At 62.3% G+C, this 26,422-nt stretch carries 34 protein-coding genes; 5 read left to right on the forward strand and 29 right to left on the reverse strand.

Annotation, left to right across the window (positions count from 1 at the left end):
* The first annotated feature begins 221 nt into the window (after positions 1-221).
* Positions 222-2,663: a penicillin-binding protein 1A gene (locus RO07_RS23565; RefSeq protein ID WP_039406313.1), complete on the forward strand. Its 2,442-nt coding sequence runs from the start codon at positions 222-224 to the stop codon at positions 2,661-2,663.
* 159 nt (positions 2,664-2,822) lie between these two features.
* Here the strand turns inward: RO07_RS23565 and cyaY are convergent, their stop codons facing one another.
* Positions 2,823-3,143, reverse strand: a complete 321-nt coding sequence (gene cyaY / locus RO07_RS23570; RefSeq protein ID WP_039406315.1) for an iron donor protein CyaY — start codon at positions 3,141-3,143, stop codon at positions 2,823-2,825.
* 57 nt (positions 3,144-3,200) lie between these two features.
* Here cyaY and lptM point away from each other — a divergent pair, with 57 nt between their 5' ends.
* The gene (lptM, locus tag RO07_RS26975) at positions 3,201-3,428 is read left to right on the forward strand and encodes an LPS translocon maturation chaperone LptM (RefSeq protein ID WP_072637140.1); all 228 of its coding nucleotides are present in this window, start codon (positions 3,201-3,203) and stop codon (positions 3,426-3,428) included.
* A gap of 157 nt (positions 3,429-3,585) precedes the next feature.
* Positions 3,586-4,854: a diaminopimelate decarboxylase gene (gene lysA / locus RO07_RS23580; protein WP_039406317.1), complete on the forward strand. Its 1,269-nt coding sequence runs from the start codon at positions 3,586-3,588 to the stop codon at positions 4,852-4,854.
* Here the strand turns inward: lysA and RO07_RS23585 are convergent.
* The 5 genes from RO07_RS23585 to RO07_RS23605 all read right to left on the reverse strand — a co-directional run bounded on the left by RO07_RS23585 (position 4,782) and on the right by RO07_RS23605 (position 10,954).
* Positions 4,782-5,567: a protein-methionine-sulfoxide reductase heme-binding subunit MsrQ gene (locus tag RO07_RS23585; protein ID WP_418303697.1), complete on the reverse strand. Its 786-nt coding sequence runs from the start codon at positions 5,565-5,567 to the stop codon at positions 4,782-4,784. The two genes, lysA and RO07_RS23585, sit on opposite strands and share 73 nt — an antisense overlap.
* A 20-nt stretch (positions 5,568-5,587) precedes the next feature.
* Entirely contained in the window at positions 5,588-6,595 is a 1,008-nt protein-coding gene (gene msrP / locus RO07_RS23590) for a protein-methionine-sulfoxide reductase catalytic subunit MsrP (protein ID WP_039406318.1), read from the reverse strand.
* A gap of 204 nt (positions 6,596-6,799) precedes the next feature.
* Complete coding sequence (ccsB, locus tag RO07_RS23595; protein WP_039413493.1) at positions 6,800-7,984, reverse strand: c-type cytochrome biogenesis protein CcsB; 1,185 nt, start codon at positions 7,982-7,984, stop codon at positions 6,800-6,802.
* Between the two features lie 11 nt (positions 7,985-7,995).
* Complete coding sequence (locus RO07_RS23600) at positions 7,996-10,131, reverse strand: cytochrome c biogenesis protein ResB (RefSeq protein WP_039406320.1); 2,136 nt, start codon at positions 10,129-10,131, stop codon at positions 7,996-7,998.
* A 166-nt stretch (positions 10,132-10,297) separates the two neighbouring features.
* Entirely contained in the window at positions 10,298-10,954 is a 657-nt protein-coding gene (locus RO07_RS23605; protein WP_039406324.1) for a c-type cytochrome, read from the reverse strand.
* A 296-nt stretch (positions 10,955-11,250) separates the two neighbouring features.
* Here RO07_RS23605 and yihA point away from each other — a divergent pair, with 296 nt between their 5' ends.
* Positions 11,251-11,919 carry a ribosome biogenesis GTP-binding protein YihA/YsxC gene (gene yihA / locus RO07_RS23610; protein WP_039406328.1) on the forward strand — a complete coding sequence of 223 codons (669 nt, stop codon included), beginning with the start codon at positions 11,251-11,253 and terminating at the stop codon, positions 11,917-11,919.
* Positions 11,920-12,467: 548 nt separating this feature from the next.
* Complete coding sequence (gene hemB / locus RO07_RS23615; protein WP_039406331.1) at positions 12,468-13,466, forward strand: porphobilinogen synthase; 999 nt, start codon at positions 12,468-12,470, stop codon at positions 13,464-13,466.
* A 273-nt stretch (positions 13,467-13,739) separates the two neighbouring features.
* On the opposite strand, the gene dsbD is transcribed toward hemB, so the two are convergent.
* The 23 genes from dsbD to rplP form a co-directional block, all read right to left on the reverse strand.
* Positions 13,740-15,701, reverse strand: a complete 1,962-nt coding sequence (dsbD, locus tag RO07_RS23620; protein WP_052267463.1) for a protein-disulfide reductase DsbD — start codon at positions 15,699-15,701, stop codon at positions 13,740-13,742.
* Between the two features lie 10 nt (positions 15,702-15,711).
* Complete coding sequence (gene cutA / locus RO07_RS23625; RefSeq protein WP_039406333.1) at positions 15,712-16,044, reverse strand: divalent-cation tolerance protein CutA; 333 nt, start codon at positions 16,042-16,044, stop codon at positions 15,712-15,714.
* A 199-nt stretch (positions 16,045-16,243) separates the two neighbouring features.
* A complete protein-coding gene (rplQ, locus tag RO07_RS23630; RefSeq protein ID WP_039406335.1) occupies positions 16,244-16,636 on the reverse strand; it encodes a 50S ribosomal protein L17 in 393 nt (130 codons plus the stop codon).
* A 155-nt stretch (positions 16,637-16,791) separates the two neighbouring features.
* Positions 16,792-17,769 carry a DNA-directed RNA polymerase subunit alpha gene (locus RO07_RS23635; protein ID WP_039393697.1) on the reverse strand — a complete coding sequence of 326 codons (978 nt, stop codon included), beginning with the start codon at positions 17,767-17,769 and terminating at the stop codon, positions 16,792-16,794.
* Between the two features lie 102 nt (positions 17,770-17,871).
* A complete protein-coding gene (gene rpsD, locus RO07_RS23640) occupies positions 17,872-18,495 on the reverse strand; it encodes a 30S ribosomal protein S4 (RefSeq protein ID WP_023593836.1) in 624 nt (207 codons plus the stop codon).
* 152 nt (positions 18,496-18,647) lie between these two features.
* Positions 18,648-19,052, reverse strand: a complete 405-nt coding sequence (gene rpsK, locus RO07_RS23645; RefSeq protein WP_010804113.1) for a 30S ribosomal protein S11 — start codon at positions 19,050-19,052, stop codon at positions 18,648-18,650.
* 17 nt (positions 19,053-19,069) lie between these two features.
* Positions 19,070-19,435 carry a 30S ribosomal protein S13 gene (gene rpsM, locus RO07_RS23650; RefSeq protein WP_039406337.1) on the reverse strand — a complete coding sequence of 122 codons (366 nt, stop codon included), beginning with the start codon at positions 19,433-19,435 and terminating at the stop codon, positions 19,070-19,072.
* 35 nt (positions 19,436-19,470) lie between these two features.
* Positions 19,471-19,587 (reverse strand): 50S ribosomal protein L36, encoded by a 117-nt coding sequence (rpmJ, locus tag RO07_RS23655; RefSeq protein ID WP_010804115.1) that lies wholly within the window; start codon positions 19,585-19,587, stop codon positions 19,471-19,473.
* A 19-nt stretch (positions 19,588-19,606) separates the two neighbouring features.
* Complete coding sequence (infA, locus tag RO07_RS23660) at positions 19,607-19,825, reverse strand: translation initiation factor IF-1 (protein WP_010804116.1); 219 nt, start codon at positions 19,823-19,825, stop codon at positions 19,607-19,609.
* 9 nt (positions 19,826-19,834) lie between these two features.
* The gene (gene secY, locus RO07_RS23665; protein WP_039406340.1) at positions 19,835-21,172 is read right to left on the reverse strand and encodes a preprotein translocase subunit SecY; all 1,338 of its coding nucleotides are present in this window, start codon (positions 21,170-21,172) and stop codon (positions 19,835-19,837) included.
* Positions 21,173-21,195: 23 nt separating this feature from the next.
* Positions 21,196-21,630, reverse strand: a complete 435-nt coding sequence (gene rplO, locus RO07_RS23670; RefSeq protein WP_039406343.1) for a 50S ribosomal protein L15 — start codon at positions 21,628-21,630, stop codon at positions 21,196-21,198.
* 11 nt (positions 21,631-21,641) lie between these two features.
* Complete coding sequence (gene rpmD / locus RO07_RS23675; protein WP_023593832.1) at positions 21,642-21,824, reverse strand: 50S ribosomal protein L30; 183 nt, start codon at positions 21,822-21,824, stop codon at positions 21,642-21,644.
* 11 nt (positions 21,825-21,835) lie between these two features.
* The gene (gene rpsE, locus RO07_RS23680; RefSeq protein ID WP_010804120.1) at positions 21,836-22,354 is read right to left on the reverse strand and encodes a 30S ribosomal protein S5; all 519 of its coding nucleotides are present in this window, start codon (positions 22,352-22,354) and stop codon (positions 21,836-21,838) included.
* A 13-nt stretch (positions 22,355-22,367) separates the two neighbouring features.
* Complete coding sequence (rplR, locus tag RO07_RS23685; protein WP_010804121.1) at positions 22,368-22,733, reverse strand: 50S ribosomal protein L18; 366 nt, start codon at positions 22,731-22,733, stop codon at positions 22,368-22,370.
* 11 nt (positions 22,734-22,744) lie between these two features.
* Positions 22,745-23,278 carry a 50S ribosomal protein L6 gene (gene rplF, locus RO07_RS23690; RefSeq protein ID WP_039406346.1) on the reverse strand — a complete coding sequence of 178 codons (534 nt, stop codon included), beginning with the start codon at positions 23,276-23,278 and terminating at the stop codon, positions 22,745-22,747.
* Positions 23,279-23,293: 15 nt separating this feature from the next.
* Positions 23,294-23,689: a 30S ribosomal protein S8 gene (rpsH, locus tag RO07_RS23695; protein WP_010804123.1), complete on the reverse strand. Its 396-nt coding sequence runs from the start codon at positions 23,687-23,689 to the stop codon at positions 23,294-23,296.
* Positions 23,690-23,702: 13 nt separating this feature from the next.
* Positions 23,703-24,008 (reverse strand): 30S ribosomal protein S14, encoded by a 306-nt coding sequence (rpsN, locus tag RO07_RS23700; RefSeq protein ID WP_039406348.1) that lies wholly within the window; start codon positions 24,006-24,008, stop codon positions 23,703-23,705.
* A gap of 7 nt (positions 24,009-24,015) precedes the next feature.
* On the reverse strand, positions 24,016-24,555 hold the full coding sequence (gene rplE, locus RO07_RS23705) for a 50S ribosomal protein L5 (protein WP_039406351.1): 540 nt from the start codon (positions 24,553-24,555) through the stop codon (positions 24,016-24,018).
* Positions 24,556-24,574: 19 nt separating this feature from the next.
* Positions 24,575-24,883: a 50S ribosomal protein L24 gene (gene rplX, locus RO07_RS23710; RefSeq protein ID WP_039406354.1), complete on the reverse strand. Its 309-nt coding sequence runs from the start codon at positions 24,881-24,883 to the stop codon at positions 24,575-24,577.
* Between the two features lie 11 nt (positions 24,884-24,894).
* A complete protein-coding gene (rplN, locus tag RO07_RS23715; RefSeq protein WP_010804127.1) occupies positions 24,895-25,263 on the reverse strand; it encodes a 50S ribosomal protein L14 in 369 nt (122 codons plus the stop codon).
* A 264-nt stretch (positions 25,264-25,527) separates the two neighbouring features.
* Positions 25,528-25,800, reverse strand: coding sequence for a 30S ribosomal protein S17 (gene rpsQ / locus RO07_RS23720; protein WP_010804128.1), 273 nt, complete (start codon positions 25,798-25,800; stop codon positions 25,528-25,530).
* A complete protein-coding gene (gene rpmC / locus RO07_RS23725; RefSeq protein ID WP_010804129.1) occupies positions 25,797-25,991 on the reverse strand; it encodes a 50S ribosomal protein L29 in 195 nt (64 codons plus the stop codon). Before rpmC ends, rpsQ begins: the two co-directional genes overlap by 4 nt.
* 14 nt (positions 25,992-26,005) lie before the next feature.
* Entirely contained in the window at positions 26,006-26,422 is a 417-nt protein-coding gene (gene rplP, locus RO07_RS23730) for a 50S ribosomal protein L16 (RefSeq protein WP_039406357.1), read from the reverse strand.

The raw sequence follows: 26,422 nt of genomic DNA on the forward strand, positions 1-26,422 counted from the left end.
GTCGATGCGATCGATCCTAGCGACGGTGATACGGCAGTCCAATCGGACCAGTCCGAATCCGGGGCGGGGGGCGGCAAGCGAATCCCGCTTTGGGATTCCACGCCCGATTTTTCTCGTCCTTTTCCGAGACCCCATGGGCCTGTACTCCGATTTCCGGCAGGTCCGGCAGGCAATACCGAGGCGTTCGTTATAATCGGCCCATCGTTTTTTCCCGTTCCCCCATGGCAAGCACACCCCAAACCGAGACACCTCGCGACAAGCGCCCACCCAAACCGCGCCGCTCCATCTGGCTGCGCCTGGCCTTGTGGTTCGTTGGCCTGATCGCCGCGATGGTCGTGTGCGGCGCGCTGCTCGCGGGGTACATCCTGGTGGTGATGACGCCGCAGTTGCCCTCGCTCGACACCATCGTCGATTACCGGCCGAAGATTCCGCTGCGCATCTATACCGCCGACGAGATCCAGATCGGCGAGTTCGGCGAGGAGCGGCGCAACCTCGTACGTTTCGCCGATATTCCGGACGTCATGAAGAAGGCCGTCCTCGCCATCGAGGACGATCGCTTCTATCAGCACGGCGGCGTCGATTTCATCGGGATCTTCCGCGCCGGGGTGACCAACTTCACTCGCGGCGGCTCGTCGCAGGGCGCCAGTACGATCACCATGCAGGTGGCGCGTAACTTCTTCCTGTCCAGTGAGAAGACGTACACGCGCAAGATCTATGAGGCGCTGCTCGCCTACAAGATCGAATCGCGCCTCACGAAGGATCAGATTCTCGAGCTGTACATGAATCAGATCTATCTCGGCGAGCGTGCCTACGGCTTCGCCAGTGCCGCACGCGTGTATTTCGGCAAGGATCTGAAGGACATCACACTGGCCGAAGCGGCCATGCTCGCCGGCTTGCCCAAGGCCCCGTCCGCCTATAACCCGATCGTCAATTACAAACGCGCCCGCGTGCGTCAGGAGTACATCCTCAAGCGGATGTACGACCTTGGCTACGTCTCGAAAGCCGATTACGAGCAAGCCATCGCCCAGGAACTGGTGGTGCGCGGGTTGGGCAGCGAGTTCAGCGTGCATGCCGGGTATGTTGCCGAAATGGTTCGCCAACTGCTCTACGCGCAGTTCAAGGACGAGATCTACACGCGCGGCTTCAATGTCTATACGACGATCAATTCGGCCGATCAGGAGGCCGCGTACGAAGCCCTGCGCGCAGGCGTCATGGCTTACGAGCTACGGCACGGCTATCGTGGTCCGGAAGCCAATATCGACCTGCCCGACGACCAGGACGCGCGCGAACAGTTGATCGACGACACGCTCGTCGAACATCCGGACAGCGGCGATATGGTCGCGGCCGTGGTGCTGTCGGCCACGCCGCAACAGGTCAAGGCGGTGCTGCTCAACGGCGACGACGTCACGGTGACCGGGGACGGGCTGCGCTTTGCCGCCGCCGGCCTGAGCGCCAAGGCGCAACCGAAGCAGAAAATTCGCCGCGGCTCGGTGATTCGCGTCACGAAGGATGCGAAGGAGAACTGGCGCATCGTCCAGATGCCGGACATCGAAGCGGCATTCGTCTCGCTCGACCCGCAGAACGGCGCGATCCGCTCGCTCGTCGGCGGCTTCGACTTCAACCGCAACAAATTCAACCACGTCACGCAGGCATGGCGCCAGCCGGGGTCGAGCTTCAAGCCGTTCATCTATTCGGCCGCGCTGGAAAAGGGCTTTGCCCCGGCGACGATCATCAACGACGGACCGCTCTATTTCACGGCGGCGCAAACCGGTGGTCAGCCATGGGAGCCGAAGAACTACGGCGGCGGCTTCGAGGGGCCGATGCCGATGCGGGTGGCACTGATGCGCTCGCGTAACCTCGTGTCGATCCGCATTCTTCAGAGCATCACGCCGGGCTACGCGCAGAAGTACATCGGCCGCTTCGGTTTCGAGGCCGACAAGCATCCGGCGTATCTTCCGATGGCGCTCGGTGCAGGCATGGTCACGCCACTGCAAATGGCCAGCGCTTACGCGGTGTTCGCGAACGGCGGCTTCCGCGTGAATCCGTTCATCGTGGCGCGCATCACGGACTCGAAGGGCAACGTCATCATGGAGGAGAAGCCCACGGCGGCGGGCGACGAGTCGATCCGCGCGATCCCGGCGCGCAACGCGTTCCTCATGAACTCGATGCTGCACGACGTCGCCACGCGCGGTACCGCTGCGAAGACCAACGTGCTCAAGCGCAGCGATCTCGCGGGCAAGACCGGGACGACCAACGATTCCCACGACGCCTGGTTCGCCGGCTACCAGTCGCAACTGGTCGGCGTGGCGTGGATCGGCTTCGATCAGCCGCGCAACCTGGGGGATCGCGAAACGGGTGGGGGCTTGGCGCTGCCGATCTGGATCGATTACATGGCCAAGGCGTTGCGCGGGGTGCCGGAATCGACGCGTCCGGTGCCACCGGGCATCATCCAGGCGAACGGAGATTATTTCTATGACGACTATCCGCCGGGCCGCGCGGTGAGCACGGTGGGCCTGAGCGCGGATACAACACCGGATGGTTCGGCGGCCACCGGCCCTGCGGCCGGCGCGCTGCCGGGCCAGATGCCCGCATCCCCGGGCCCCGCGCCGGTCGATCGGCAGGAACGTCAGCGCATTCTCGATATGTTCAACAACAAGCCTTGAGGTCCTTGGCCCTTGGCCTCTGACCTTTAACGGCGGCCGGGCGCCGAGGTAGCCCAGCCGCCGTAATTTCGTGGCCCAGCCCGATCGCATCGGCCCACGCGCGGCCCGATGCGATCGGGTGTCGCGGGCTCATCAGGCCTCGCAGACGCGACGTGGCGCTCAGTCCGCTCGTAACGTGACCGTCTCGCCGGCCTGCTGCGATGCGAAGCGCGAGAGGGCTTCGAACAGCTCGGAGTCGTCGCGGGTGTCGCGCCATTCGTCGCCCTTGAGGCGGTAGTGGTAGCCACCGGAGCGCGCAGCGATCCAGATCTCGCTCATCGGGGTTTGCAGGTTGACGATGATCTTGCTGCCATCCTCGAATTCGAGCGTCAGGACGTTGCCGGAGCGCTCGCAATCGATGTCCACATCGCTGTCCTCGACAGCCGCCTCCACCTGCGCCAGCACTGCCTCGGCGAGCGCCAGGAATTCACTTTCCGTCATGCTAAACTCCACGGTTTGCGTCATCGTTTGCATGCCGCACCACGCGGCGATACCCCCATGACTGCACCTATTCGAACCAGCGCGATTGTAGCGTCGATTGCTCTTCTGAGCGTGTTGGCCGGCTGCGGCCAGGCCGGGCCGCTTTATATACCCGCCCGCCCCGTCAAACCGACGCCGCCGCCGGGCGCCCCGCTGCCCCCGCCACCGCGTGTGCCGGAGCCGCAGCGCGGGCCATCGGTCGACGTGCCGCCTGCGGATGTGGTGCCCCCCGCCAAGCCCGAATAAGGACGGCGTCCGGCCGGGTTCAGATCGACTTCCGTCCGACGCCCGAGCGAATTCCGGCTACATTACGACTGAACGACCGAACTGCGACGCAATCCAGCGCCATTCGGCCGATGCCCGCCCCGCCGGCGGGCCACTGTTTGATCACCGAGTACCTGCGATGTCCGACGCCATCTTCTCCTACCGCGACGACGTGCTCCACGCCGAGGGCGTTGCCCTGCCGGCTCTCGCCGAGCGTTTCGGCACGCCCCTGTACGTCTATTCGAAGGCGGCCCTGACTCGCGCCTACCATGCGTACGCCAAGGCCTGCGAAGGCCGCAATGCCGCGGTGCACTACGCCGCCAAGGCCAATTCGAATCTCGCCGTGCTCGGCGTGTTAGCCCGCCTCGGCGCCGGCTTCGACATCGTGTCGGCGGGCGAACTGGCACGCGTGATCGCGGCCGGCGGCGACCCGAAGCGCGCGGTGTTCTCGGGCGTCGGCAAGCATGCGGACGAAATGCGCTACGCGCTGGAAAAGGACGTCTTCTGCTTTAACGTCGAGTCGCGTCCGGAACTCGATCGCCTCAACGAGGTGGCCGGACAGACCGGCAAGCGCGCTCGCGTGTCGCTGCGCGTGAACCCGAACGTCGACGCCAAGACGCATCCCTACATCTCCACCGGCCTGCGCGGCAACAAGTTCGGCGTGGCCTACGAGGAAGCGTTCGACGCCTATCGCGCGGCGGCGGCCATGCCGCACCTCGAAGTCGTCGGCATCGACTGCCACATCGGCTCGCAAATCACCGAAATCTCGCCGTATCTCGACGCCATCGACAAGATGCTCGATCTCGTCGAGAAGCTCGAGGCCGCCGGTATTTCGTTGCACCACATCGATGTGGGCGGCGGCCTGGGCATCACCTACACCGACGAGACGCCGCCGGACATCACGGCCTTCGCCACCATGCTGCTCGATCACATTGCGAAGCGCGGCCATGGCCATCGTCAGGTGCTGTTCGAGCCGGGTCGCTCGCTCGTGGGCAACGCCGGCGTGCTGCTCACGCGCGTGGAATTCCTCAAGCACGGCGAGACGAAGAACTTCGCGATCGTCGACGCCGCCATGAACGATCTGGCCCGCCCCGCCATGTACGAGGCCTATCACGGCATCGATCCGGTAGAGCGTCGCGCGACGGACGTCGTGACATACGACGTCGTCGGCCCGGTGTGCGAGAGCGGTGACTGGCTCGGCCGCGAGCGTGCACTGGCCATCGCTCCCGGGGACCTGCTCGCCATTCGTTCGGCGGGCGCCTATGGCTTCACGATGAGCTCGAACTACAACACGCGTCCGCGCGCCGCCGAAGTGATGGTCGACGGCGAGAACGCTTACCTCGTGCGCGAGCGCGAAACGATCGAGTCGCTGTTCGCCGGCGAACGACTGCTGCCTGCGGGCGTCTGAACACGCTGCCTGCGAAGCGCCCACAACACGCGGGCGCCGAGCAGGCACGCCACCACGATCGCGTAGATCGCCGGCTCGGCAAAGTCATGCTTGCCCGCCTTCATCCACCAGTAGTGCAGAATCGCCAGCACCGCAATCGCGTATATCGCACGGTGCAGACGTTGCCAGCGGCGGCGCCCCAGGCGGCGCGCCATCGCATACGGTGACGTCAACGCCAACGGCACCATCAGCACGAACGCCGCAAACCCCATCGTGATGAACGGACGCTTGCCCGCGACGTCGCGCACGATGCTCGTCCAGTCGAACCACTGATCCAGCCAGAAGTACGTCGTGAAATGCAGCGCGGCGTAAAAGAACGCGAAGAGGCCGAGCATGCGCCGAAACCGCAGCAGCCACGCCAGCCCCGGCAACCGGCGCACCGGCGTGATGGCCAGCGTGACGCACAGCAGGACCAGCGTCCACGTGCCGGTCGAGCGCGTGATGAACTCGACGGGATTGGCGCCCAGACGATCCGTCATGCCACTCACCACGAGGCGCAGCAGCGGCAGCAGCGCGAGCATGAACACGGCGGCTTTGGCCCACGACACCCAGTGTTGTGCGCCGACCCGATGTGCGGCACGCGCATCGACACGTTGCGGAGCTGCGGGCGCCCGATCGGCAGGCGGCGCGCCAACGGAGAAACCGTCTCGCGGATCGGTGGGTTGCGTGGACACGGTGCGTCGGTAAGGAAGGGTCAGAAGAACTTACGCAGATCCATGCCCTGGTACAGGCTGGCGACCTGCTCGCCGTAACCGTTGAACATCAACGTCTTGCGCTTCGGAGTGAAGATGCCGCCGTCGCCGATCCGCCGCTCGGTCGCCTGACTCCAGCGCGGATGGTCGACCTCGGGGTTCACGTTGGAATAGAAACCGTACTCGTCCGGTGCCGCGCGATGCCAGCTCGTGATCGGCATCTTCTCGACGAACCGGATCTTCACGATGGACTTGGCGCTCTTGAAGCCATACTTCCAAGGCACCACCATGCGCACCGGCGCGCCGTTCTGGTTGGGCAGCACTTCGCCGTACAGGCCGAAGGTCAGTAGCGAGAGCGGATGCATCGCCTCGTCCATGCGCAGGCCCTCCACATACGGCCAGCTCAGGACCGGGTACGACAACCCCGGCATCTGCTTCGGATCCGCCAGTGTGACGAATTCGACGTACCGTGCATTGCCTGTCGGTTGCACCTGCTTGATGAGCGCCGAAAGCGAGTAGCCGATCCACGGAATCACCATCGACCAGCCCTCGACGCAACGCAGGCGATAGACGCGCTCTTCGAGCGGCGCGAGCTTGAGCAGCGCGTCGATATCGTAGACCTTTGGCTGCCGCACTTCCCCCTCGATCGCGATTTGCCATGGACGCGGCTTGAGCGTGCCCGCCCGGCGCGCCGGATCGGATTTGTCAGTGCCGAACTCGTAGAAGTTGTTGTACGTGGTGACGTCCTTGATATCGGTCGGCTTGTCGGTGACGACATAGCGCGTGTTGCGCGGTGCGCTCAGCTTCGCGAGCCCCGTGCCGGGACTGTCGGCAGCCGGCGCCGCCAGAACGGCTCGCGGCGACAGCAAACCCAGCGCCGCACCGCCCAGCCCCGTCAGCCCCGCGCCGGACGCGCGCAGAAAGCGCCGCCGCGCATCCACCAGTTCACGCGGTGTGATGCTGCTCGTCGGGATGTCCGCCCCACGCAGACGCGACTTGTTCGTGTTCATGACTCGCCTCTCCTGATGCCGCCCGCCCGGCGACGCGACGGCCACCGCTGTAGCCCCCGTTGCGCCGGTGCCGTTGATTAGACCCGGCCCAGGCTTCTCCCCGTTCCCACGAACGCGGTGCGGGAAATCATACGCCACGATGAAAAAAGCCGCCGGCTCGTGAGCGCGGCGGCTTTCGGCGATCTTCCAGCGACACGCGTCGCGTCAGAGTTGTCCGTAGCTGTGCAGCCCCGACAGGAACATGTTCACGCCGAGGAAGGCGAACGTGGTGATCAGCAGCCCCGTCAACGACCACCATGCCGCAACGACACCGCGCAGGCCCTTCATGAGACGCATGTGCAGCCACGCCGCATAGTTCAGCCAGACGATCAGCGCCCACGTCTCCTTCGGATCCCAGCTCCAATAGCCGCCCCAGGCGTCCGCGGCCCACAGCGCACCAAGGATTGTGGCGATCGTGAAGAATGCGAAGCCGACCGCGATGGCCTTGTACATCACGTCGTCGAGCAATTCGAGCGATGGCAGACGCGACGAGAAAAAGCCCGTATCCGGCGCCTTGCCCGCCGCCGCCAGACGCTTGTTTTCGCCCGACTTGAGCAGATACGCCACGGCGACCATCGCGGCGAGCGCAAACGTGCCGTAGCCAATGAAGTTCGCCGGCACGTGGATCTTCATCCACCAGCTTTGCAGCGCCGGCACCAGCGGCTGGATTTCATAGGCGCTGCGCGCCACGCTGTACCAGAGGTTGAAGCTCACCGCCGCGCTGATCACCAGCAGCACGAACGGCCCGAGCGAGCGCGTTTCGTAGCGGTGCTCGTAGTACAGGTAGAACAGCGCCGTGATCAGGCAGAAGAGGACGAACACTTCATACAGGTTGGAGATCGGAATGTGTCCGACGTCCGCGCCAACGAGATACGACTCGTACCAGCGCACCATCATGCCGGTAAAACCGAGCAGCACCGCTGCCCAGCACAGCGACGAGCCGACGCTCGCGCCGAACGGCGAGCGCGCGAGCAGGCCGCCCCAGTAGAAGAGCGTCGACAGGAAGAACAGCGCACTCATCCACAGGATGGCCGACTGACTCGACAGGAAATACTTGAGGAAGAACGCCTGATCGGCGCGCGCCAGATCGTGGTGGTACATGCCGATACCGGCGAGCGCGAGAATCGCGATGCCCGCCATCAGCCAGCGCACCGCACGCCAGTGCCAGCCCAGCAGCGCGAAGGTCGGTACGGCAAGCACCAGGATCGTGTGCTCGTAGTAGTCCATGTAGTGGCCGTACTGGCTCAGTGCCACGCCCGCACCAACGGCCAGTGCGAGCACGAACAGCCAGTCGCCGAGGCTGCGCCGACGCAGCCACGAGACCTCCGAATAAGCTTGCGATAACTCCATCTGTCTCACCTTCATCGTTTTGTGACGATCTCGTCCATTTCCGCCTTCGTGCGGGCGAATTCCTTTTCGAAATCCAGTGTGCGGCGCGTGGTCGACACCGCCATGAGCACCGAACTGCCGCCTTGCGGAGCATCCTTGATCCACAGCCACAGACGGCGCTCGCGCACGTAGAACATGGAGAAGATGCCAAGCACCAGCAGCAAGCTGCCAAGATACACGATCTTCTTGCCCGGCGAGCGCGTGAGTTGGAAGACGCTCGCCTGAATCTGGTCGAACGAATCGAGCTGCAGGAACACCGGCGCGTCATACAGGAAATTGTCCGACAGCGCGTTGGTGGCCGTGTGCACGAAGCGCTCGGTCTCCGGCGTGGAGGCCGCCGGCGCTTGCCCGGCCTGCTCGCGTGCAACCTGCCACAACTGCCACACGGTGCCGTCGAGAATGCGGCGGAACATGTCGGCCGCCGCGGACTGCTGCGCCGGCGGCACCTTCTCGCTGACGAACTCGGCTATGGCCTGCAGGCCGCCCGTCGCATGGCCGGTTTTGCTTGCCGGAATCGCGCCCGCAAACAGATCCAGCTCGCGCTTCGCGCTTTCCTGCAATTGACCGCGCAGCTCGGCCGACGTCTGCGCCGGCAACGATTGCGCCGCAAAACGGCGGGCCGCTTCGGTGCGGGCGCCGTCGTCCTGCAACGCGGCGCGCAACAGCATCCATTGCTTGACGGAGCCGTCTTCATCGGCGGGAATGCGCAAGTACTGGAACGGGCCGTCCGGCGTATCGCGCACCCCGGTCATGAACACGCGCTGACCGTCTTCCACGAGAATCGGCAGCATGTAGTTGCGGTACTCCTTCGCCTGCCCGCTGCGATCGCGCACCTTGTACTGCACCGACGGCCCCACGTTGCGCAGATCCTTGCTCAGATCGGTACGCGCGCCGGAACCCAGTTGTGCACCGAGATCGTCGCGCAACGATTTACGGGCCACGCCACGCACGTCGCGCTCACCACCGCCATTGCTGATGTTCTCCACGTTGATCGCGCGGAAATCGCTGAACTCGATGGTGTATTCATCCTTGCCGGCCGCACCGCCGCGCAACTGTGTGGCGCCGCCGACGTCGCCCGAGAATGCGAACGGCTTGTCCGATGCGCCGTGCATCGGGTAGCCGGTCAGGCGCAGCTTGCTGCCGCCATCCTCGAAGCTGGACTGGTAGATTGCGACGCCCTTGTAGATGAACGGCTCGTTGACCTTCACGGTCGCGCTCATCGTCTTCCCGTTCTCGGGATCGGTCACCACGATATCGCTCGCGAACAGCTTCGGCATGCCCGTCGAGTAGTAATCGACGTGGAATTTCTTCAGCTCGATGGAGAACGGCAGATCCTGCACGACCGAGCCGTTCTGGAAGTTCAGGATCGCCGTGGTCGACTTGCCGCCCTCGGGCACGAAGGCGTAGCCGCGAAATGCCGGGTTGTTCGGCGACAGACGATGCGTTTCCGGAATCTGCGCAATGACGGCGTTCCCCTGCAGCGGCGACTTGCCGAACAACGCCATCTGCACGCGAATCAGCAGATCGCTGTCGACGAGTCCGCCCAGGCAGATGATGACGATCGCGCTGTGCGCGAAGATGTAGCCGATCTTGTTGACCGCGCCGGCCTTGGCGGCCACGAGCGTGGCGCCGTCGCGCTCGCGAACCACGAAGCGGTAGCCGCGGTGACCGAGGTAACGCGTCAGACGCGGCAGGAGCTCCGCGCGCGACGCCGGTCCGGAGAACTCGCCCTTGTGGCCGAAGGCGCGCAGGCTACCCTCGCGCACGTGATCGCGCCAGCTCCGGATGTCCGCGATCATCTTCGGCGCGTTGCGCACGATACACAGCGTCGTGGACGCCATCAGGAAGAACAGGATCAGCAGGAACCACCACGAGCTGTACACGGTGTACAGCCCGAGCGAGCGGAAGACGTCGGCCCAGAACGGGCCGAACTGGTTGACGTAGTTAGGATACGGATCGCCCTGCTTGAGCACCGTACCGACGATGCTGGCAATGGCGAGCACGGTCAGCAGGCTGATGGCAAAACGCATCGAGCTGACGAGTTCGACGCCGTCGCGCAACCAGCGTTGCGCGCCCTTGATCTGCATTCCGGAGGTACTGATACTCATCCTGATTCCGACAACAAAAAGGGCGGGGGCGCGTGTCTCACGCGCCCGCCACCCTGTGTATGCTAAACCAGTTCGAAGGCGTCGCCCCGCGGCGACGCTGCTGGTTTCGTTATAAGTCAGCGAATATACCCTGACGTTCACACGATGTCAGAGCAGGGGCTGCCGATCAGCGCAAACCGGCGATGTAATCCGCGACTGCCTTGATTTCCTTGTCCGACAGCCGCGACGCAATGTCGTGCATCGGGGCGTTGTTGCCACGGGTCTCGTCGCGGAACGCCACCAGTTGGGCCGCGGTGTAATCCGCCCATTGGCCAGACAGACGCGGGTACTGCGACGGCATGCCGGCCCCCGCCGGTCCATGACACGAGGCGCAGGCGGGCACCCCCTTGTCGGCCAGACCGCCGCGGTAGATCTTCTCGCCCAGCGGCACCGTGGCCTTGTTGCGCGCGGCGCCCGGCTTCTCGGTTTGCGAGGCGAAATACGCCGACACGTTGCGCATGTCCTGATCGGACAGCGCCGCAACCATGCCGGCCATGATGGGATTGTTACGTGCAGGGGTCTTGCCGGGCTGCGCCTTGAAATCGACGAGCTGCTTGTAGAGGTATTCGGGATGCTGACCGGCGAGCTTGGGATAGGCGCCGCCGGTGCTGTTGCCGTCCGCCGCGTGGCAGGACGCGCAAACCTGACTGGCAATGGCCTGTCCCCGGTTCAGGTCGGGTTTGGCAGGCGCCTGCGGATCGGCGGCCTGACTGGCGCCGCTCAGAAGAAAGCATGCCAGCGCCAACGGTGTTGCAGCGAGAGACTTCCACACTCCTCGGTTCATTCGCACACCTTATATCTGTTTTGTCGGGAAATCGGTCGTTCGAACTCACCGTCCGGCGCCGTGTTTCTCCTCCAACCTCACGGCGCGCGAGACGTTCGGGCAACCCTTGGCAAGGCCAAGGTTAACTTTCATATTGTACAATAAAGACTTTCCCCGGCTTTAGGGGATTTCCATGTAGAAGGCCGCAGAGCGGGGCTTCCCGGGCTGTCGCCGGCGAGCATCGATCTCACCGTTTTGCGTCCCTGCGCCCGCGTTTCGGCCCGCCTCGCGCGGCTGCGCGCTCCCCGGTTTCCGCCATGTCCCTACTTCATCAAGCCCGCTTCTTTACGACCGTCAACCACCTGCGCGACCTGCCTGCGACGGCCGTGCCCGAGGTCGCCTTCGCGGGCCGCTCGAACGCGGGCAAATCCAGCGCGCTGAACATCCTTTGCAACCAGAAACGGCTTGCTTTCTCGAGCAAGACGCCGGGCCGCACCCAGCACATCAACTACTTCGAGATCGCGCACCTGGAGCATCTGTACGGTTATCTCGTCGACTTGCCCGGCTACGGTTACGCCGAAGTCGGCGGTGGTGTGAAGGTGCACTGGCAGCAGTTGCTCGGCGACTACCTGGTGCAACGCCCGCAACTGCGCGGCCTCGTGCTGGTGATGGATTCGCGTCGCCCGTTCACGGACCTCGATTGCGAACTGATCGACTGGTTTCTGCCAACCGGACGCCCCATTCACGCCCTGCTCACCAAGGCGGACAAGCTCACCCGCCAGGACGCGACGGTCGTGCTGCGCGATACGCAAAAGCGTCTGTCCGCACTGCCGCGCACCGATGGCCTGCCGTCGGACGATCCGGCTGTTGCGCCGCAGTTCACCGCGCAACTGTTCTCGTCGCTCAAGCGCACGGGCGTGGACGCCGCCCAGCGCATGCTGGAAGACTGGCTCGCCATCCCACCGCGCGAATCCGCGAAGAAATGAGTGGCGCTCAGCCGCCTTGTCCGTTGCGCTGCGCGCCGTTCGTTTCGGCGGTGTCTGGCGCACGACGCTCAACACCGTAAGGTAGAGGGCGAACGGGCACGGTGGGCGCGACAAAACGTCGCGGCGCCGAACGACGGCGCGTCAGACAGGAAGCGGAGAGTATGGCCTCCTCGGTCGAACGGATGAGGCCGGCAAATTCGGCGAAAATACGCGACTCTCCCGGCATCCGAAGACATCCACACGACAAAGTGCGCGCGCATAAAAAAACCGCCGTGTAGGCACGGCGGGTTTAAATAAGCCTTATCGTAGAACGACAGGCGCCCGCTCAGGGAGGAGAAGCGGGGGACGCCGCACGCAGTGCGAACGTCCGGTTGGTATGATATACCATGCTTCCGAAAGTTTCCGGGCAAGCGCCGTTTTTTTGCGCGCCTTCTTCCTGACGGTTTCATTGAGCCAGACGCAACGGCGGCGCATTTCCGGAACACGTCGACACGACCCGGATTGCGGAATTTTTCACCGCGCCATTCTTCGTCCAAAGGACCGATCGCATGAGTTCCTACCCCCTGCTTCGCCCGCGCCGCATGCGACGCGATGACTTCTCGCGCCGTCTGATGCGCGAAAACCATCTGACTTGCGATGACCTCATCTATCCGGTGTTCGTGCTCGACGGTCAGAAGCGTCGCGAGGCCGTCGATTCGATGCCGGGCGTCGAACGCGTCTCGGTCGACGAGTTGCTGCGTGTGGCCGATACGTGCGTCACGCTCGGCGTGCCCGTCATCTCGCTGTTCCCGAACATCGAAGCGTCGCTGAAGACGCCTGACGGCATCGAGGCCACCAACCCGGACGGCCTCATTCCGCGTGCAGTGCGCGAGCTCAAGCGTCACTTCCCCGATCTCGGCGTGCTCACGGACGTCGCGCTCGATCCCTACACGAGCCACGGACAGGACGGTGTGCTCGACGAGAACGGCTACGTCATCAATGACGTGACCACCTCAATTCTCGTGAAACAAGCGCTCACGCAAGCCGACGCGGGTGTGGACATCGTGGCGCCGTCCGACATGATGGACGGCCGCATCGGCGCGATCCGCGAGGCGCTCGAAGCCGGCGGGCACATTCACACCCGCATCATGGCTTACGCCGCAAAGTACGCGTCGGCGTTCTATGGCCCCTTCCGCGACGCGGTCGGCTCGGCCTCCAATCTCGGCAAGGGCAACAAGATGACCTACCAGATGGACCCGGCCAACTCGGACGAAGCCCTTCGCGAAGTGGCGCTCGATATCGACGAAGGCGCCGACATGGTGATGGTCAAGCCGGGCATGCCGTATCTCGACATCGTGCGTCGCGTGAAGGACGAGTTCCGTTTCCCCACGTACGCCTATCAGGTGAGCGGCGAATACGCGATGCTCAAGGCCGCCGCGCAAAACGGCTGGCTCGACCACGACAAGGTCATGATGGAGTCGCTCCTCGCCTTCAAACGCGCAGGCGCGGACGGCATCCTCACGTACTTCGCCCTCGACGCTGCACGTTTGATCCGCGCTCAGGCCTGACGCGACGACGCAATGGCGTGATGCCGTAAGCATCGCGCGTTTAACGGCTCGTTGGCGTCGCACGCATCCCCTGGCATGACGAGTCGGAAAACAACTCGCCACCGCCCGGGAAATGAAAAAGCCAACCCGGCTGAACCGCGCCCCAAGCGCAGAGATCACCTCGACGCTTGAGGGCGGTCCGACATTCGGGTTGGCTTTTTACTTGCCGGTGGGGGCCCCTCCATACACCGGGTGTGAACTTCACCGGCACGGCTGTGCCGCGATCCCCGGCGTTCAGACGGAAGGTCCGAACGCCTTGTCGAGACTACGCAGGAATTGATCCGGCGACTGGGCACCGATCACGCGCGTCCCCGGAATCTCCTTTCCACCTTCGAAGAAAATGATGCCCGGCGGTCCGAACAGCCCGAAGCGCTTGAGCAGCGCCTGATCGTCGGCGTTGTTCGCCGTCACGTCGGCCTTCAACAATACCAACTGATCGAGCCGCGCCTTCACCTTCGGGTCGGTGAAGACAAACCGCTCCATTTCCTTGCAACTGATGCACCAGTCCGCATAGAAGTCGAGCATCACCGGACGGCTGGCACTGGCCACGATCTGATCGAGTTCGGCCACGCTGTGCACACGCTGGAACCTGGCGCCTTCGGCCGCGGCCACGCCGGTTGCCGAGGCGGTCGCCGTCAGGCCCGCCAAGGGAGCCAGTGGATCGCGCGCACCGGCGGCGGCACCGACAAGCGCCACGGCCCCGAGCAGTGCCACGGCGACACCGAGTCCCTTGAACAGACGCCGTACACCGCTCGTACCATCGGGCAGGCTGTCGAAGACGCGCATGAACGTCGCCGCCACGAGCAGCAGGACACCCCAGGCCAGCAGCAGTACCGGGGTCGGCAGCAACGGCCGCACGATCCACAACGCCACGCCCAGCAGCAGGAAGCCGAAGAAGCGCTTCACGCCTTCCATCCAGCCCCCCGCACGAGGCAGCAACGTGCCGCCGCCCGCGGCGAGAATCACCAGCGGCAACCCCATCCCCAGCGACAAGGCGAACAGCGTGGCGCCTCCGAAGACGGCGTCGCCCGTTTTAGCGATGAAGGCGAGGGCGGCGGCGAGCGGCGCAGTGACGCACGGGCTCACGATCAGCCCTGACAGCACGCCCATCATCGCCGCCCCAATCCATTGGCCGGACTTCTGCTTGCGCGCGGCATTATCGATGCGCTCCCGCAGCGCCACAGGCAATTGGATCTCGTACATGCCAAACATCGAGAGCGACAGGATCACCATCAGCAACGCGAACGATGCCAGCACCCAAGGCGCCTGGAGAAACGCGATCAAGCCTTGGCCCAGCAGCCCGGCAGCCACACCGATCACAGTGTTCACCACGGCCATTCCGAGCACATAGGCGATTGCCAAACGCAGCGCCTTGCCTCGGCTCGCCGACTGCCCCGCCACGATCGACAGGAGAATCGGCACCATCGGCAGCACGCAAGGCGTAAACGCCAGGCCAACGCCCAGCGCGAAGAAAATTCCCAGCGCCACGGCAAAGCTGCCACCCGACAGGATGCGCTCGGCTTCGCTGTAATCCTCCCGAGCCGATAGCCAGCCGCCTCCCTTGCCAGCAGGCGCCGTCGCCGCTTCCGGGGGCGCAACCGCCGCGCCCTCCGCCTCCGCTGCCGGCGCCTTACCCCCCAGCAGCGCCTGCGCGACCGGCCCCGCTGTCGACGCTGCGCCAGACATGCCGGAACCGCCTGCGACGACCGCAGCCGAAATCTTGAGGGGCTTGTCCATCGGCGGGTAACACAGCCCCTTGTCCGCACACCCCTGCATCGTGACGTTCAACGTGAACGGGCCGTTGGCCTGACTCACCGGGATGCGAACCTCAATGGGCTCGTGGTACACCTCCATGTCCTTGCCGAAGGTCTCGTCGTGTTTGACCTCGCCCTTCGGGAATTCGGGTGTGCCTAGCTCGGCAGCACCGTTGTCGGCAGCAAATGCAAATCGCTCGCGGTAGAGGTAGTAGCCCTTCGCCACATCGAAGTGCAGCACGACAGCACCGGGCTGCTCGGTCTTCGAGACCTTGAAGGCGACATCCGGATCGAGAAAATCGGCAGCGGCGTAAGCACGTCCGATCGTCAGCGCCAGCAGCATCGCGACAGCGCACAGGAGCGTCGCCCAGAAGCCGTAGGCGCGCGACGTCGGCGAACCGAACGAGCATCCTCCAGCCTCTGCCGAAACCGTCCGAGCCATCGTCTTCGCGTCAAACATGCAATTCCCCCCGGGTTTCATCCTCGACCCAGCGCGCATAGGCGGGCAACGCCGCGCTGGCCGGCCATGCGACGATTTCGGGCACGTCATAAGGATGGTGGTCTTTGATGTACTGTTCGAGCGCACTGTAACGCGCCGCGCTCGTCTTGATCATGAGCGGCACTTCCACGCTCGTCTCACGCTTGCCTTGCCACCGATAGCTGGAACGCACCGGCGCCATCTGCTGGACGCAGGCGGCAAGGCGCGCGGCCAGCATGCCGTCGATGGCGGCTTCGGCGCTCGCCTCGTCGGGAAACGTCGTCATGACGATGAGAAGGGCATCCATGTTGTGCGGTAGACCAGTCTGACTTGTGGATTGTTCACTCTACACCGACACCGCCGGACATGGGCAATAGCACCCCGATTTCAAGGCAAATGCCGACGTTGGCTTCGGACTATGGCCCAAAAACGAAAAAGCCAGGTCGATGACCTGGCTCTTCTGACTTCCTGCGGCTGTCGATCCGAAGGATCGTTGCGCAAATCGCTTACTCGGCGACTTCCGGCGCTTCCGTGTCGACTTCCGGACGGTCCAGCAGTTCGACGAAAGCCATCGGTGCGTTATCGCCCACGCGGAAACCCATCTTCAGGATGCGCAGGTAGCCGCCCGGACGGTTGGCAAAACGCGGGCCGAGTTCGTTGAACAGCTTGGTGACCATTTCACGATCGCGCAGGCGGTTGAACGCCAGACGACGGTTGGCGACGGTGTCCTTCTTGCCCAGCGTGATGAGGGGCTCGACGACCTTGCGCAGTTCCTTGGCCTTCGGCAGCGTGGTCTTGATCGCTTCGTGCTGGATCAACGAGTTCGACATGTTACGCAGCATTGCCAGACGGTGGCTGCTGGTACGGTTCAGTTTACGCAGACCATGACGGTGACGCATTTCGACTTTCCTTTAAACAGAGTTTTCGACCAAGCTCTTCTATCGGTGACAAACACCGCGGGCCGGTACCTTCGCTATCGGCCGTATCGGATCGCTCCGACGCGCCGCACTTACGTAGCAACACGGCCGCTCGAAGGCGGCCATGCCATTACACTTTACTTCTCGAGACCAGCCGGCGGCCAGTTTTCGAGCTTCATGCCGAGCGTGAGACCACGCGAGGCAAGCACTTCCTTGATCTCGTTGAGCGACTTGCGACCCAGGTTCGGGGTCTTGAGCAATTCGTTCTCGGTACGCTGGATCAGGTCGCCGATGTAGTAGATGTTCTCGGCCTTCAGGCAGTTGGCCGAACGCACCGTCAACTCGAGGTCGTCCACCGGACGCAGCAGGATCGGATCGATCTGCGGCGCACGCGACGGCGCTTCGCTGGCGGCTTCCGTGCCTTCCAGCGCAGCGAACACCGACAGCTGGTCGACGAGGATGCGAGCCGATTGACGGATCGCTTCTTCCGGCGACACCACACCGTTGGTCTCGATGTTCATCACCAGCTTGTCCAGGTCGGTACGCTGTTCCACGCGGGCCGATTCGACCGCATAGCTCACGCGCTTGACCGGCGAGAACGACGCATCCAGCACGATACGACCAATCACCTTGGCCGATTCGTCACCGTAACGGCGCACGTTACCCGGGACATAACCACGACCCTTCTCGATCTTGATCTGGACGTCGAGCTTGCCGCCCTTGGCCAGATGCGCGATCACGTGATCGGGGTTGATCAATTCCACATCGTGCGGCACTTCGATGTCCGAAGCGCGCACCACACCTTCACCATCCTTGCGCAGCGTAACGGTGACTTCATCACGGTTATGCAGCTTGAACACCACACCCTTCAGGTTCAGCAGGAAGTTGACGACATCTTCCTGGACACCATCGATGGTGGAGTATTCATGCACAACGCCGGCGATCGTCACTTCCGTCGGCGCATAGCCGACCATCGACGACAACAGCACGCGGCGAAGCGCGTTGCCCAAGGTGTGGCCGTAACCACGTTCGAACGGCTCCATCACGACTTTGGCGTGATGCTCACCGACCGGCTCAACCGCAATGATCTTGGGCTTCAACAAACTGGTTTGCATAGGTTTCCTTTTCAATACCCTCGGCTCGTTACACCGATAAGGCTGATGGGTGACAACCTGCACGGAACGCAAAACGCGCCGTGAGGCGCGTCAGCATACGGATTAACGCGAATACAATTCGACGATCAGGCTTTCGTTGATGTCGCCCGCGATATCGCTACGTTCCGGCAGTGCCTTGAAAGTGCCTTCCATCTTCTTGGCGTCAACCGAAACCCAGATCGGGAAACCGACTTGCTCGGCCAGCGACAGTGCTTCTTGAATACGCACTTGCTTCTTGGCCTTTTCACGCACGGTGATCACGTCACCGGCCTTGACCTTGATCGACGGGATGTTGGCAACAACACCGTTCAGCACGATCGCCTTGTGGCCGACCAGCTGGCGCGCTTCGGCGCGCGTCGAACCAAAGCCCATGCGGTACACGACGTTGTCCAGGCGCGATTCGAGCAATTGCAGCAGGTTTTCACCCGTGTTGCCCTTGACGCGGTCGGCTTCCGCGAAATAACGACGGAACTGACGCTCGAGCACGCCGTAAATACGCTTGACCTTCTGCTTTTCGCGCAGCTGGTTGCCGTAGTCGGACGTACGAGCACCCGAGGTGCGGCCATGCTGACCCGGCTTGCTGTCCAGCTTGCACTTGTCGGCGAGCGAGCGGCGTGCGCTCTTCAGGAAGAGGTCGGTACCTTCACGACGGGAGAGTTTGGCCTTCGGGCCGATATAACGTGCCACGGTTGTTCCTTTATCTCAAAATCTGACGCAGCGGACTTTGCCCGCTACGCAAGTCCGGTACCAATGTACCGGACGGTGGTCTTAGAAATTGCTACGCGCACGGCCAAGACCGTGCGCGAACCCGCGATTATAGCAGGATTTTCTTACGCGTCTTAGATACGACGACGCTTCGGCGGACGGCAGCCATTGTGCGGGACCGGCGTCACGTCCGAGATGGCCGTGATCTTGATGCCCAGCGCATTGAGTGCACGAACCGCGGATTCGCGACCCGGGCCCGGGCCCTTGATGCGAACTTCCAGGTTCTTCACGCCGTATTCCAGCGCCACGCGGCCAGCCGACTCGGCAGCAACCTGGGCAGCGAACGGGGTCGACTTGCGCGAACCCTTGAAGCCCTGGCCACCCGAGGTCGCCCATGCCAGCGCATTGCCCTGACGATCGGTGATCGTGATGATGGTGTTGTTGAACGAAGCGTGGACGTGCACGACACCTTCGGCAACGCTCTTCTTGACCTTCTTGCGAACGCGCTGCGAAGCGGCGTTGTTCTGTTGCTTAGCCATGAGTTCCTATCCTCTGGTTACTTCTTCAGCGAGACGCCGGCCTTACGCGGGCCCTTGCGGGTACGCGCGTTGGTGCGGGTGCGCTGACCGCGGAGCGGCAGGCCCTTGCGGTGACGCATGCCACGGTAGCAGCCCAGATCCATCAGGCGCTTGATGTTCATGGTCACTTCACGGCGCAGATCACCTTCAACCGTCAGTTGACCGACTTGATCACGCAGCTTTTCGAGATCGGCGTCGTCGAGGTCCTTGACCTTCTTCGAGAACGGCACATTGGCGGCTTCGCAAATTTGGCGAGCGCGCGTGCGACCGATACCGTAAATGGCGGTCAGGCCAATTGCGGTGTGCTGGTGGTTCGGGATGTTAACCCCTGCGATACGAGCCATTCGTAATTCCCCAACTAAATAGCGTTAAAGGCCGATTAGCCCTGACGTTGCTTGTGGCGCGGATCCGAGCTGCAGATCACGCGCAGCACGCCTTTGCGCTTCACAAACTTGCAATTGCGGCAGATGCACTTAACAGATGCCAAAACTTTCATGACAATTCCCTCTCTCTAATCACTTCGCCCGGAAGACGATCCGCGCACGCGACAGATCGTAGGGCGTCAACTCTACCGTCACCTTATCCCCGGGCAGGATGCGGATGTAATGCATCCGCATCTTGCCGGAAATATGTCCGAGTACTACATGGCCATTTTCCAGCTTTACCCGGAAGGTGGCATTGGGGAGGTTTTCAAGCACCTCACCCTGCATTTGAATAACGTCGTCTTTCGACATGATCCCGGATCAGCGAAGCGTCATGTTATTGCCGCCCTTGAAATTCGCCTTGCGGAGCAGCGACTCATACTGTTGCGACATCACATACGACTGCACTTGCGCCATGAAGTCCATCGTCACCACCACGATAATCAGCAGTGAGGTCCCACCGAAGTAGAACGGGACATTCCAGCGCAACACCAGAAACTCGGGCAGCAAACACACCAGGGTGACGTAGGCTGCACCGGCAAGCGTCAGACGCGTCAGGATCTTGTCGATGTATCGCGCCGTCTGGTCGCCCGGACGAATCCCCGGAACAAACGCACCGCTCTTCTTCAGGTTCTCCGCGGTCTCCTTGCTGTTGAACACCAGCGCGGTGTAGAAGAAGCAGAAGAACACGATCGCCAAAGCGTAGAGCATCACGTAGATCGGCTGCCCCGGCGACAGCTTCGCGGCGATGTCCTTGAGCCAGCGCGCATTGTCACCCGCACCGAACCAGTTCGCGATCGTTGCCGGGAACAGGATGATCGACGACGCAAAGATCGGCGGAATCACGCCTGCCATGTTCAGCTTGAGCGGCAGGTGCGAAGCCTGACCACCGTACACCTTGTTGCCGACCTGGCGTTTGGCGTAGTTCACGAGGATCTTGCGCTGACCCCGTTCCACGAACACGACGAAGAACGTCACGAGCACCACGAGAACGCAGATCACGATCGCCGAGAACGGACCGATCGAACCGGTGCTGACGAGCTCGAACAGGCCGCCCACTGCGTTCGGCAAACCGGCCGCGATACCACCAAAGATGATGATCGAGATACCGTTACCGAGGCCGCGTTCGGTGATCTGCTCACCAAGCCACATCAGGAACATCGTGCCGGTCACAAGCGTGATCACCGTCGTCAGGCGGAACAGCATGCCCGGATCGACGACGAGCCCCGGCTCGCTCTCCAACGTCACCGCGATCGCCGCTGCCTGGAAGAGCGCGAGTACCACCGTGAAATACCGGGTGTACTGCGTGATCTTGCGCTGTCCGGCCTGGCCTTCCTTGCGCAACGCTTCCAACTGCGGCGAAACCATCGCCAGCAACTGCATGATGATCGACGCCGAGATGTACGGCATGATCCCCAGCGCGAAGATCGTGAAACGCGACAACGCACCGCCCGAGAACATGTTGAACATGCCCAGGATCCCGCCCGACTGGCGCTGGAACAACTGCGCCAGCTGATCGGGGTCGATGCCCGGCACCGGGATATGCGCACCAATACGGTAGACGATCAACGCCAGCAGCAGGAAAACCAGCCGCCGGCGCAGATCCGCATACTTCGGGCCCTGCGTACCAGGCTTAGCGAGATTAGGAGACTTGGCCAATGATGGCTCCGGGGTGTCCTAACTTACTCAGCGACCGAACCGCCAGCCGCTTGAATGGCGGTGAGCGCACCCTTGGTGACGCCCAGCCCCTTCACAACGACCTTGCGGGTGATCTCGCCCGAGGCGATGATCTTGGCCGACAGCGACAGCTCGCTCACCAGACCGGCCTGCTTCAGAACCAGCAGATCGATCTCGTCGACCGGCAGGCTGTTCAGGTCCGACAGGCGAACTTCGCCCACGAAACGACGCGTCAGCGACTTGAAGCCACGCTTCGGCAGACGACGTTGCAGCGGCATTTGACCGCCTTCGAAGCCCACCTTGTGGAAGCCACCCGAACGCGACTTCTGACCCTTGTGACCACGGCCGGCGGTTTTACCCAGACCCGAACCGATGCCACGGCCGACGCGACGCTTGGCGTGCTTGGCGCCTTCTGCCGGCTTAATCGAATTCAATTCCATTTTGCCCTCGCTCAGTCGACGATCTTCACAAGGTACGAAACCTTGTTGATCATGCCCCGCACAGCGGGCGTATCCTGCAACTCGCTGACCGAATTGAGGCGACGCAGGCCCAGACCCTTGACGGTCGCGCGATGATCTTCACGCGTGCCGATCAGGCTCTTGACCAGCTTAACTTTCACAGTTTGCTGCGACATATTGATCACCCTTAGCCGAGGATCTCTTCCACCGACTTGCCACGCTTGGCGGCGATGTCAGCAGGAGTCGATTGTTTCTTCAGGCCGTCGAGCGTGGCGCGGACCAGGTTGTACGGGTTCGTCGAGCCAAGGCTCTTCGTCACCACGTTGGTCACGCCCATCACCTCGAACACCGCGCGCATCGGGCCACCGGCGATCACGCCGGTACCGTCCTTCGCCGGCGACATCAGGACGCGCGAGGCGCCATGCTGGCCGAGAACGTTGTGTTGCAGGGTGCCGTTCTTCAGGGGCACCTTGAACATGTTGCGGCGGGCTTGTTCCATTGCCTTTTGAACGGCAACCGGGACTTCCTTCGCCTTGCCCTTGCCCATGCCGATGCGGCCATCGCCGTCACCAACCACGGTCAACGCGGCAAAACCGAGAATACGGCCACCCTTCACAACCTTCGTGACACGGTTGACCGCGATCATCTTCTCGCGAAGGCCGTCGTCGCGTTCGTCAGCCTGAACTTTCGCTTGCATCTTTGCCATGACGGATCCTTACTTAGAACTTGAGGCCGGCTTCACGGGCAGCGTCGGCCAGAGCCTTGACGCGACCGTGATAGCGGAAGCCCGAGCGGTCGAAAGCCACGCTTTCGATGCCGGCAGCCTTCGCCTTCTCGGCGATACGACGACCGATCAACGCAGCAGCGGCAGCGTTGCCACCCTTGCCTTCCTTGTCGCCCAGTTCCTTGCGCACTTCGGCTTCCAGCGTCGAAGCGCTGGCCAGCACTTGCGTGCCGTCTTCCGAGAACACTTGCGCGTAAATGTGCACGTTGGTGCGATGCACGGAAAGGCGATGCACCTTCTGAGCTGCCAGCTTGATACGAGTCTGGCGAGCGCGGCGCACACGAGATTGTTTCTTGTCCATGTTTCGCACCCTTACTTCTTCTTGGTTTCCTTGAGGATCACCACCTCGTCCGCATAGCGGACGCCCTTGCCCTTGTAGGGCTCGGGCGGACGGTAACCGCGAACTTCCGCAGCCACTTGTCCGATGCGTTGCTTGTCAACGCCCTTGATGATGATCTCCGTCTGCGTCGGGGTCTCGGCCTTCACGCCTTCCGGCATGGCATGCACGACATCGTGCGAGAAACCCAGCTCGAGCTTCAGGTTGTTACCTTCAGCCTTGGCGCGGTAACCCACGCCAACGAGTTGCAGCTTCTTTTCGAAACCCTTGCTCACGCCGGTCACCATGTTGTTGACCAGCGCACGTTCGGTACCGTACAGCGCATTCGCTTCGCGGCTTTCGTCGGCCGGTGCGAAGGTGATGGTGCCGTCTTCGATCTTGACGCTCACGAGGGGGTTGATACCGCGGGTCAGCGAACCCAGGGCGCCCTTGATCGTCAGCACATTGCCAGCCAGCGTTGCTTCAACGCCCTTCGGCAGTGCAATGGGACTCTTACCTACTCGAGACATTTCAACTCTCCTCGGTTAGGCCACGTAGCAGATGACTTCGCCGCCCACGCCGGTGGCGCGCGCCTTGCGATCCGTCATCACGCCCTTCGGGGTCGAGACGATTGCAACGCCCAGGCCATTCATGACCTGAGGAATGTCGTTGCGGCTCTTGTACACACGCAGGCCCGGACGCGAGACGCGCTCGAGGCGCTCGATCACGGGACGGCCAGCGTAGTACTTCAGTGCGATGTTCAGCACCGGCTTGGTTTCTTCTGCTTCAACCGCGAAGTCTTCGATGTAGCCTTCGTCCTTCAGGACCTTGGCGATCGAGACCTTCAGCTTGGACGAGGGCATCTTCACCGATGCCTTCTCAACCATCTGAGCGTTGCGGATGCGAGTCAGCATATCGGCGATAGGATCGCTCATGCTCATGGTGCTTCTCCTATTACCAGCTTGCTTTGGTCACGCCCGGGATTTCGCCGCGGAAGGCGATTTCACGGATCTTGTTACGGGCCAGGCCGAATTTGCGGAAGGTACCGCGCGGACGGCCAGTCAGGTCGCAACGATTGCGTTGACGCGTCGGGTTGGCGTTACGCGGCAGCTGTTGCAGCGCCAGGCGTGCTTCATAACGCTCGTCTTCCGACTTGCTGGTGTCTTCAATGATCGCTTTGAGGTCAGCACGCTTGGCTGCGTACTTCGCCGCCAGACGGGCGCGCTTCTTTTCGCGTTCGATAAGTGCCAGTTTAGCCACGATTACCTCAGTTACGGAACGGGAATTTGAACGCCGACAGAAGAGCCTTGGCTTCTTCGTCAGTCTTCGCGGTCGTGGTGATGCTGATGTTCAGACCACGCAGCGCGTCGATTTTGTCGTACTCGATTTCGGGGAAGATGATCTGTTCCTTCACACCGATGTTGTAGTTGCCACGACCATCGAACGCACGACCCGAAATACCACGGAAGTCACGCACGCGCGGCAGGGCCACGGTGATGAAACGATCCAGGAATTCGAACATGCGCTCGCCGCGCAGCGTCACCATCGTACCGATCGGGTAACCTTCGCGGATCTTGAAACCGGCGATTGCCTTGCGAGCCTTCGTCACGACCGGCTTCTGGCCAGCGATCTTCGTCAGGTCGCCAACGGCGTGTTCAATGATCTTCTTGTCAGCGACGGCTTGACCAAGGCCCATGTTCAGGGTGATCTTGGTGATGCGCGGCACTTCCATGATGGACTTGTAACCGAACTGCTTCGTCAGCTCGGCGACAATCTTGTCCTTATAGAATTCTTGCAAACGGGCCATTATCTATACTCCCTGCGACTTAGGCACCGACGACCGCACCGGTCGTCTTGAGGAAGCGGACCTTCTTGCCGTCTTCGACCTTGATGCCCACGCGCGACGGCTTGCCATTGGCATCCACCAGCGCCACGTTCGACACGTGGATCGGCATCGTCTTGTCGACCACGCCACCTTGCGTGCCCTTCATCGGGTTCGGCTTGACGTGCTTCTTGGCAACGTTCACGCCCTCGACGACCACTTTGTCGCCATCAACGGCCAGAACCGTGCCACGCTTGGCCTTGTCCTTACCCGTCAGCACGATGACCTGGTCACCCTTGCGAATCTTGTTCATGTGTCGGCTCCTTACAGCACTTCCGGGGCCAGCGACACGATCTTCATGAAGCGTTCGGTACGCAGTTCACGCGTAACCGGCCCGAAGATACGGGTGCCGATCGGCTCGAGCTTGGTGTTGAGCAGCACGGCGGCGTTGCCGTCGAATTTGACCAGCGAGCCGTCCTGGCGACGCACGCCCTTGGCGGTGCGCACGACCACTGCGTTGTAGATTTCGCCCTTCTTGACGCGACCACGCGGGGCAGCATCCTTCACGCTGACCTTGATGATGTCGCCAATGCCGGCGTAGCGACGCTTGGAGCCGCCCAGCACCTTGATGCACATCACTTCGCGCGCACCGGTGTTGTCGGCTACTTCGAGCCGGGTTTCAGTTTGAATCATGGTGTTATCTTCCCAACTTAATCCGACACATACGCGTCGGTCAGTCTTGGTCCCCGTCAGCACCAAAGGGTGCCGTTTGGGTTGAGTCGTTCAAAAGTGGACAACCTTGCTACCTCGACCAGACTCGTAGAGGGTACGAATCGGCTTCGGAAGCCATCCACTCCCTTGCGAAACCAAAGACCGGTTTTGGCGAAAGAAGCGGAAAGTCCGGAATTATACAATGATAATTCCGGACTTGCAAGTCAACGTTCGCTTCAGCGCGCCTTAGATGATGCGGGCGGCTTCCACGAGACGGGAGACCGTCCAGGCCTTGGTCTTCGACAGCGGACGGGATTCTTGAATCTCGACCGTATCGCCTTCCTTGTACTGGTTGGTCTCATCATGCGCGTGGTACTTCTTCGAACGCACGATGTACTTGCCGTAGAGCGGGTGCTTCATTTGACGCTCGACCAGCACGGTAACCGTCTTGTCCATCTTGTCGCTGACAACCTTACCCACGAGGGTACGCTTCAGCGAGGTCTTAGCGGTATCGTTCATTTCTGGCTCGCCTTCTCAGTCAACACGGTACGCACGCGCGCGATGTCCTTGCGCACCTTCTTCAGCTGGCTGGTGTTGCTCAGCTGTTGGGTGCCCGCTTGCATGCGAAGACCGAATTGGGCCTTCAGCAGATCCGACAGTTCCTTGTTCAGACCGTCGACATCCTTGGCACGAAGTTCGGATGCTTTCATTTCATTCTCTCCAATCAGGCGCCAAGGCGACGGACGAGGAACGTCGTCTGGATCGGCAGCTTGGCTGCAGCCAGACGGAACGCCTCGCGCGCCAGCTCTTCGGTCACGCCGTCCATCTCGTACAGCATCTTGCCCGGTTGAATCTCGGCGACGTAGTACTCCGGGTTACCCTTACCGTTACCCATACGCACTTCAGCCGGCTTTTGCGAGATCGGCTTATCCGGGAAGATACGGATCCAGATACGGCCACCGCGCTTGATGTGGCGGGTCATGGCACGACGCGCGGCCTCGATCTGACGAGCCGTCAGGCGACCACGACCGACCGCCTTCAGGCCGAATTCGCCGAACGACACTTCGTTGCCACGGGTGGCGACGCCAGTGTTACGGCCTTTCTGCTCTTTGCGATACTTTCTGCGTTTCGGTTGCAGCAT

Source organism: Pandoraea pulmonicola (assembly GCF_000815105.2).
In the GTDB taxonomy this organism is placed as follows: domain Bacteria; phylum Pseudomonadota; class Gammaproteobacteria; order Burkholderiales; family Burkholderiaceae; genus Pandoraea; species Pandoraea pulmonicola.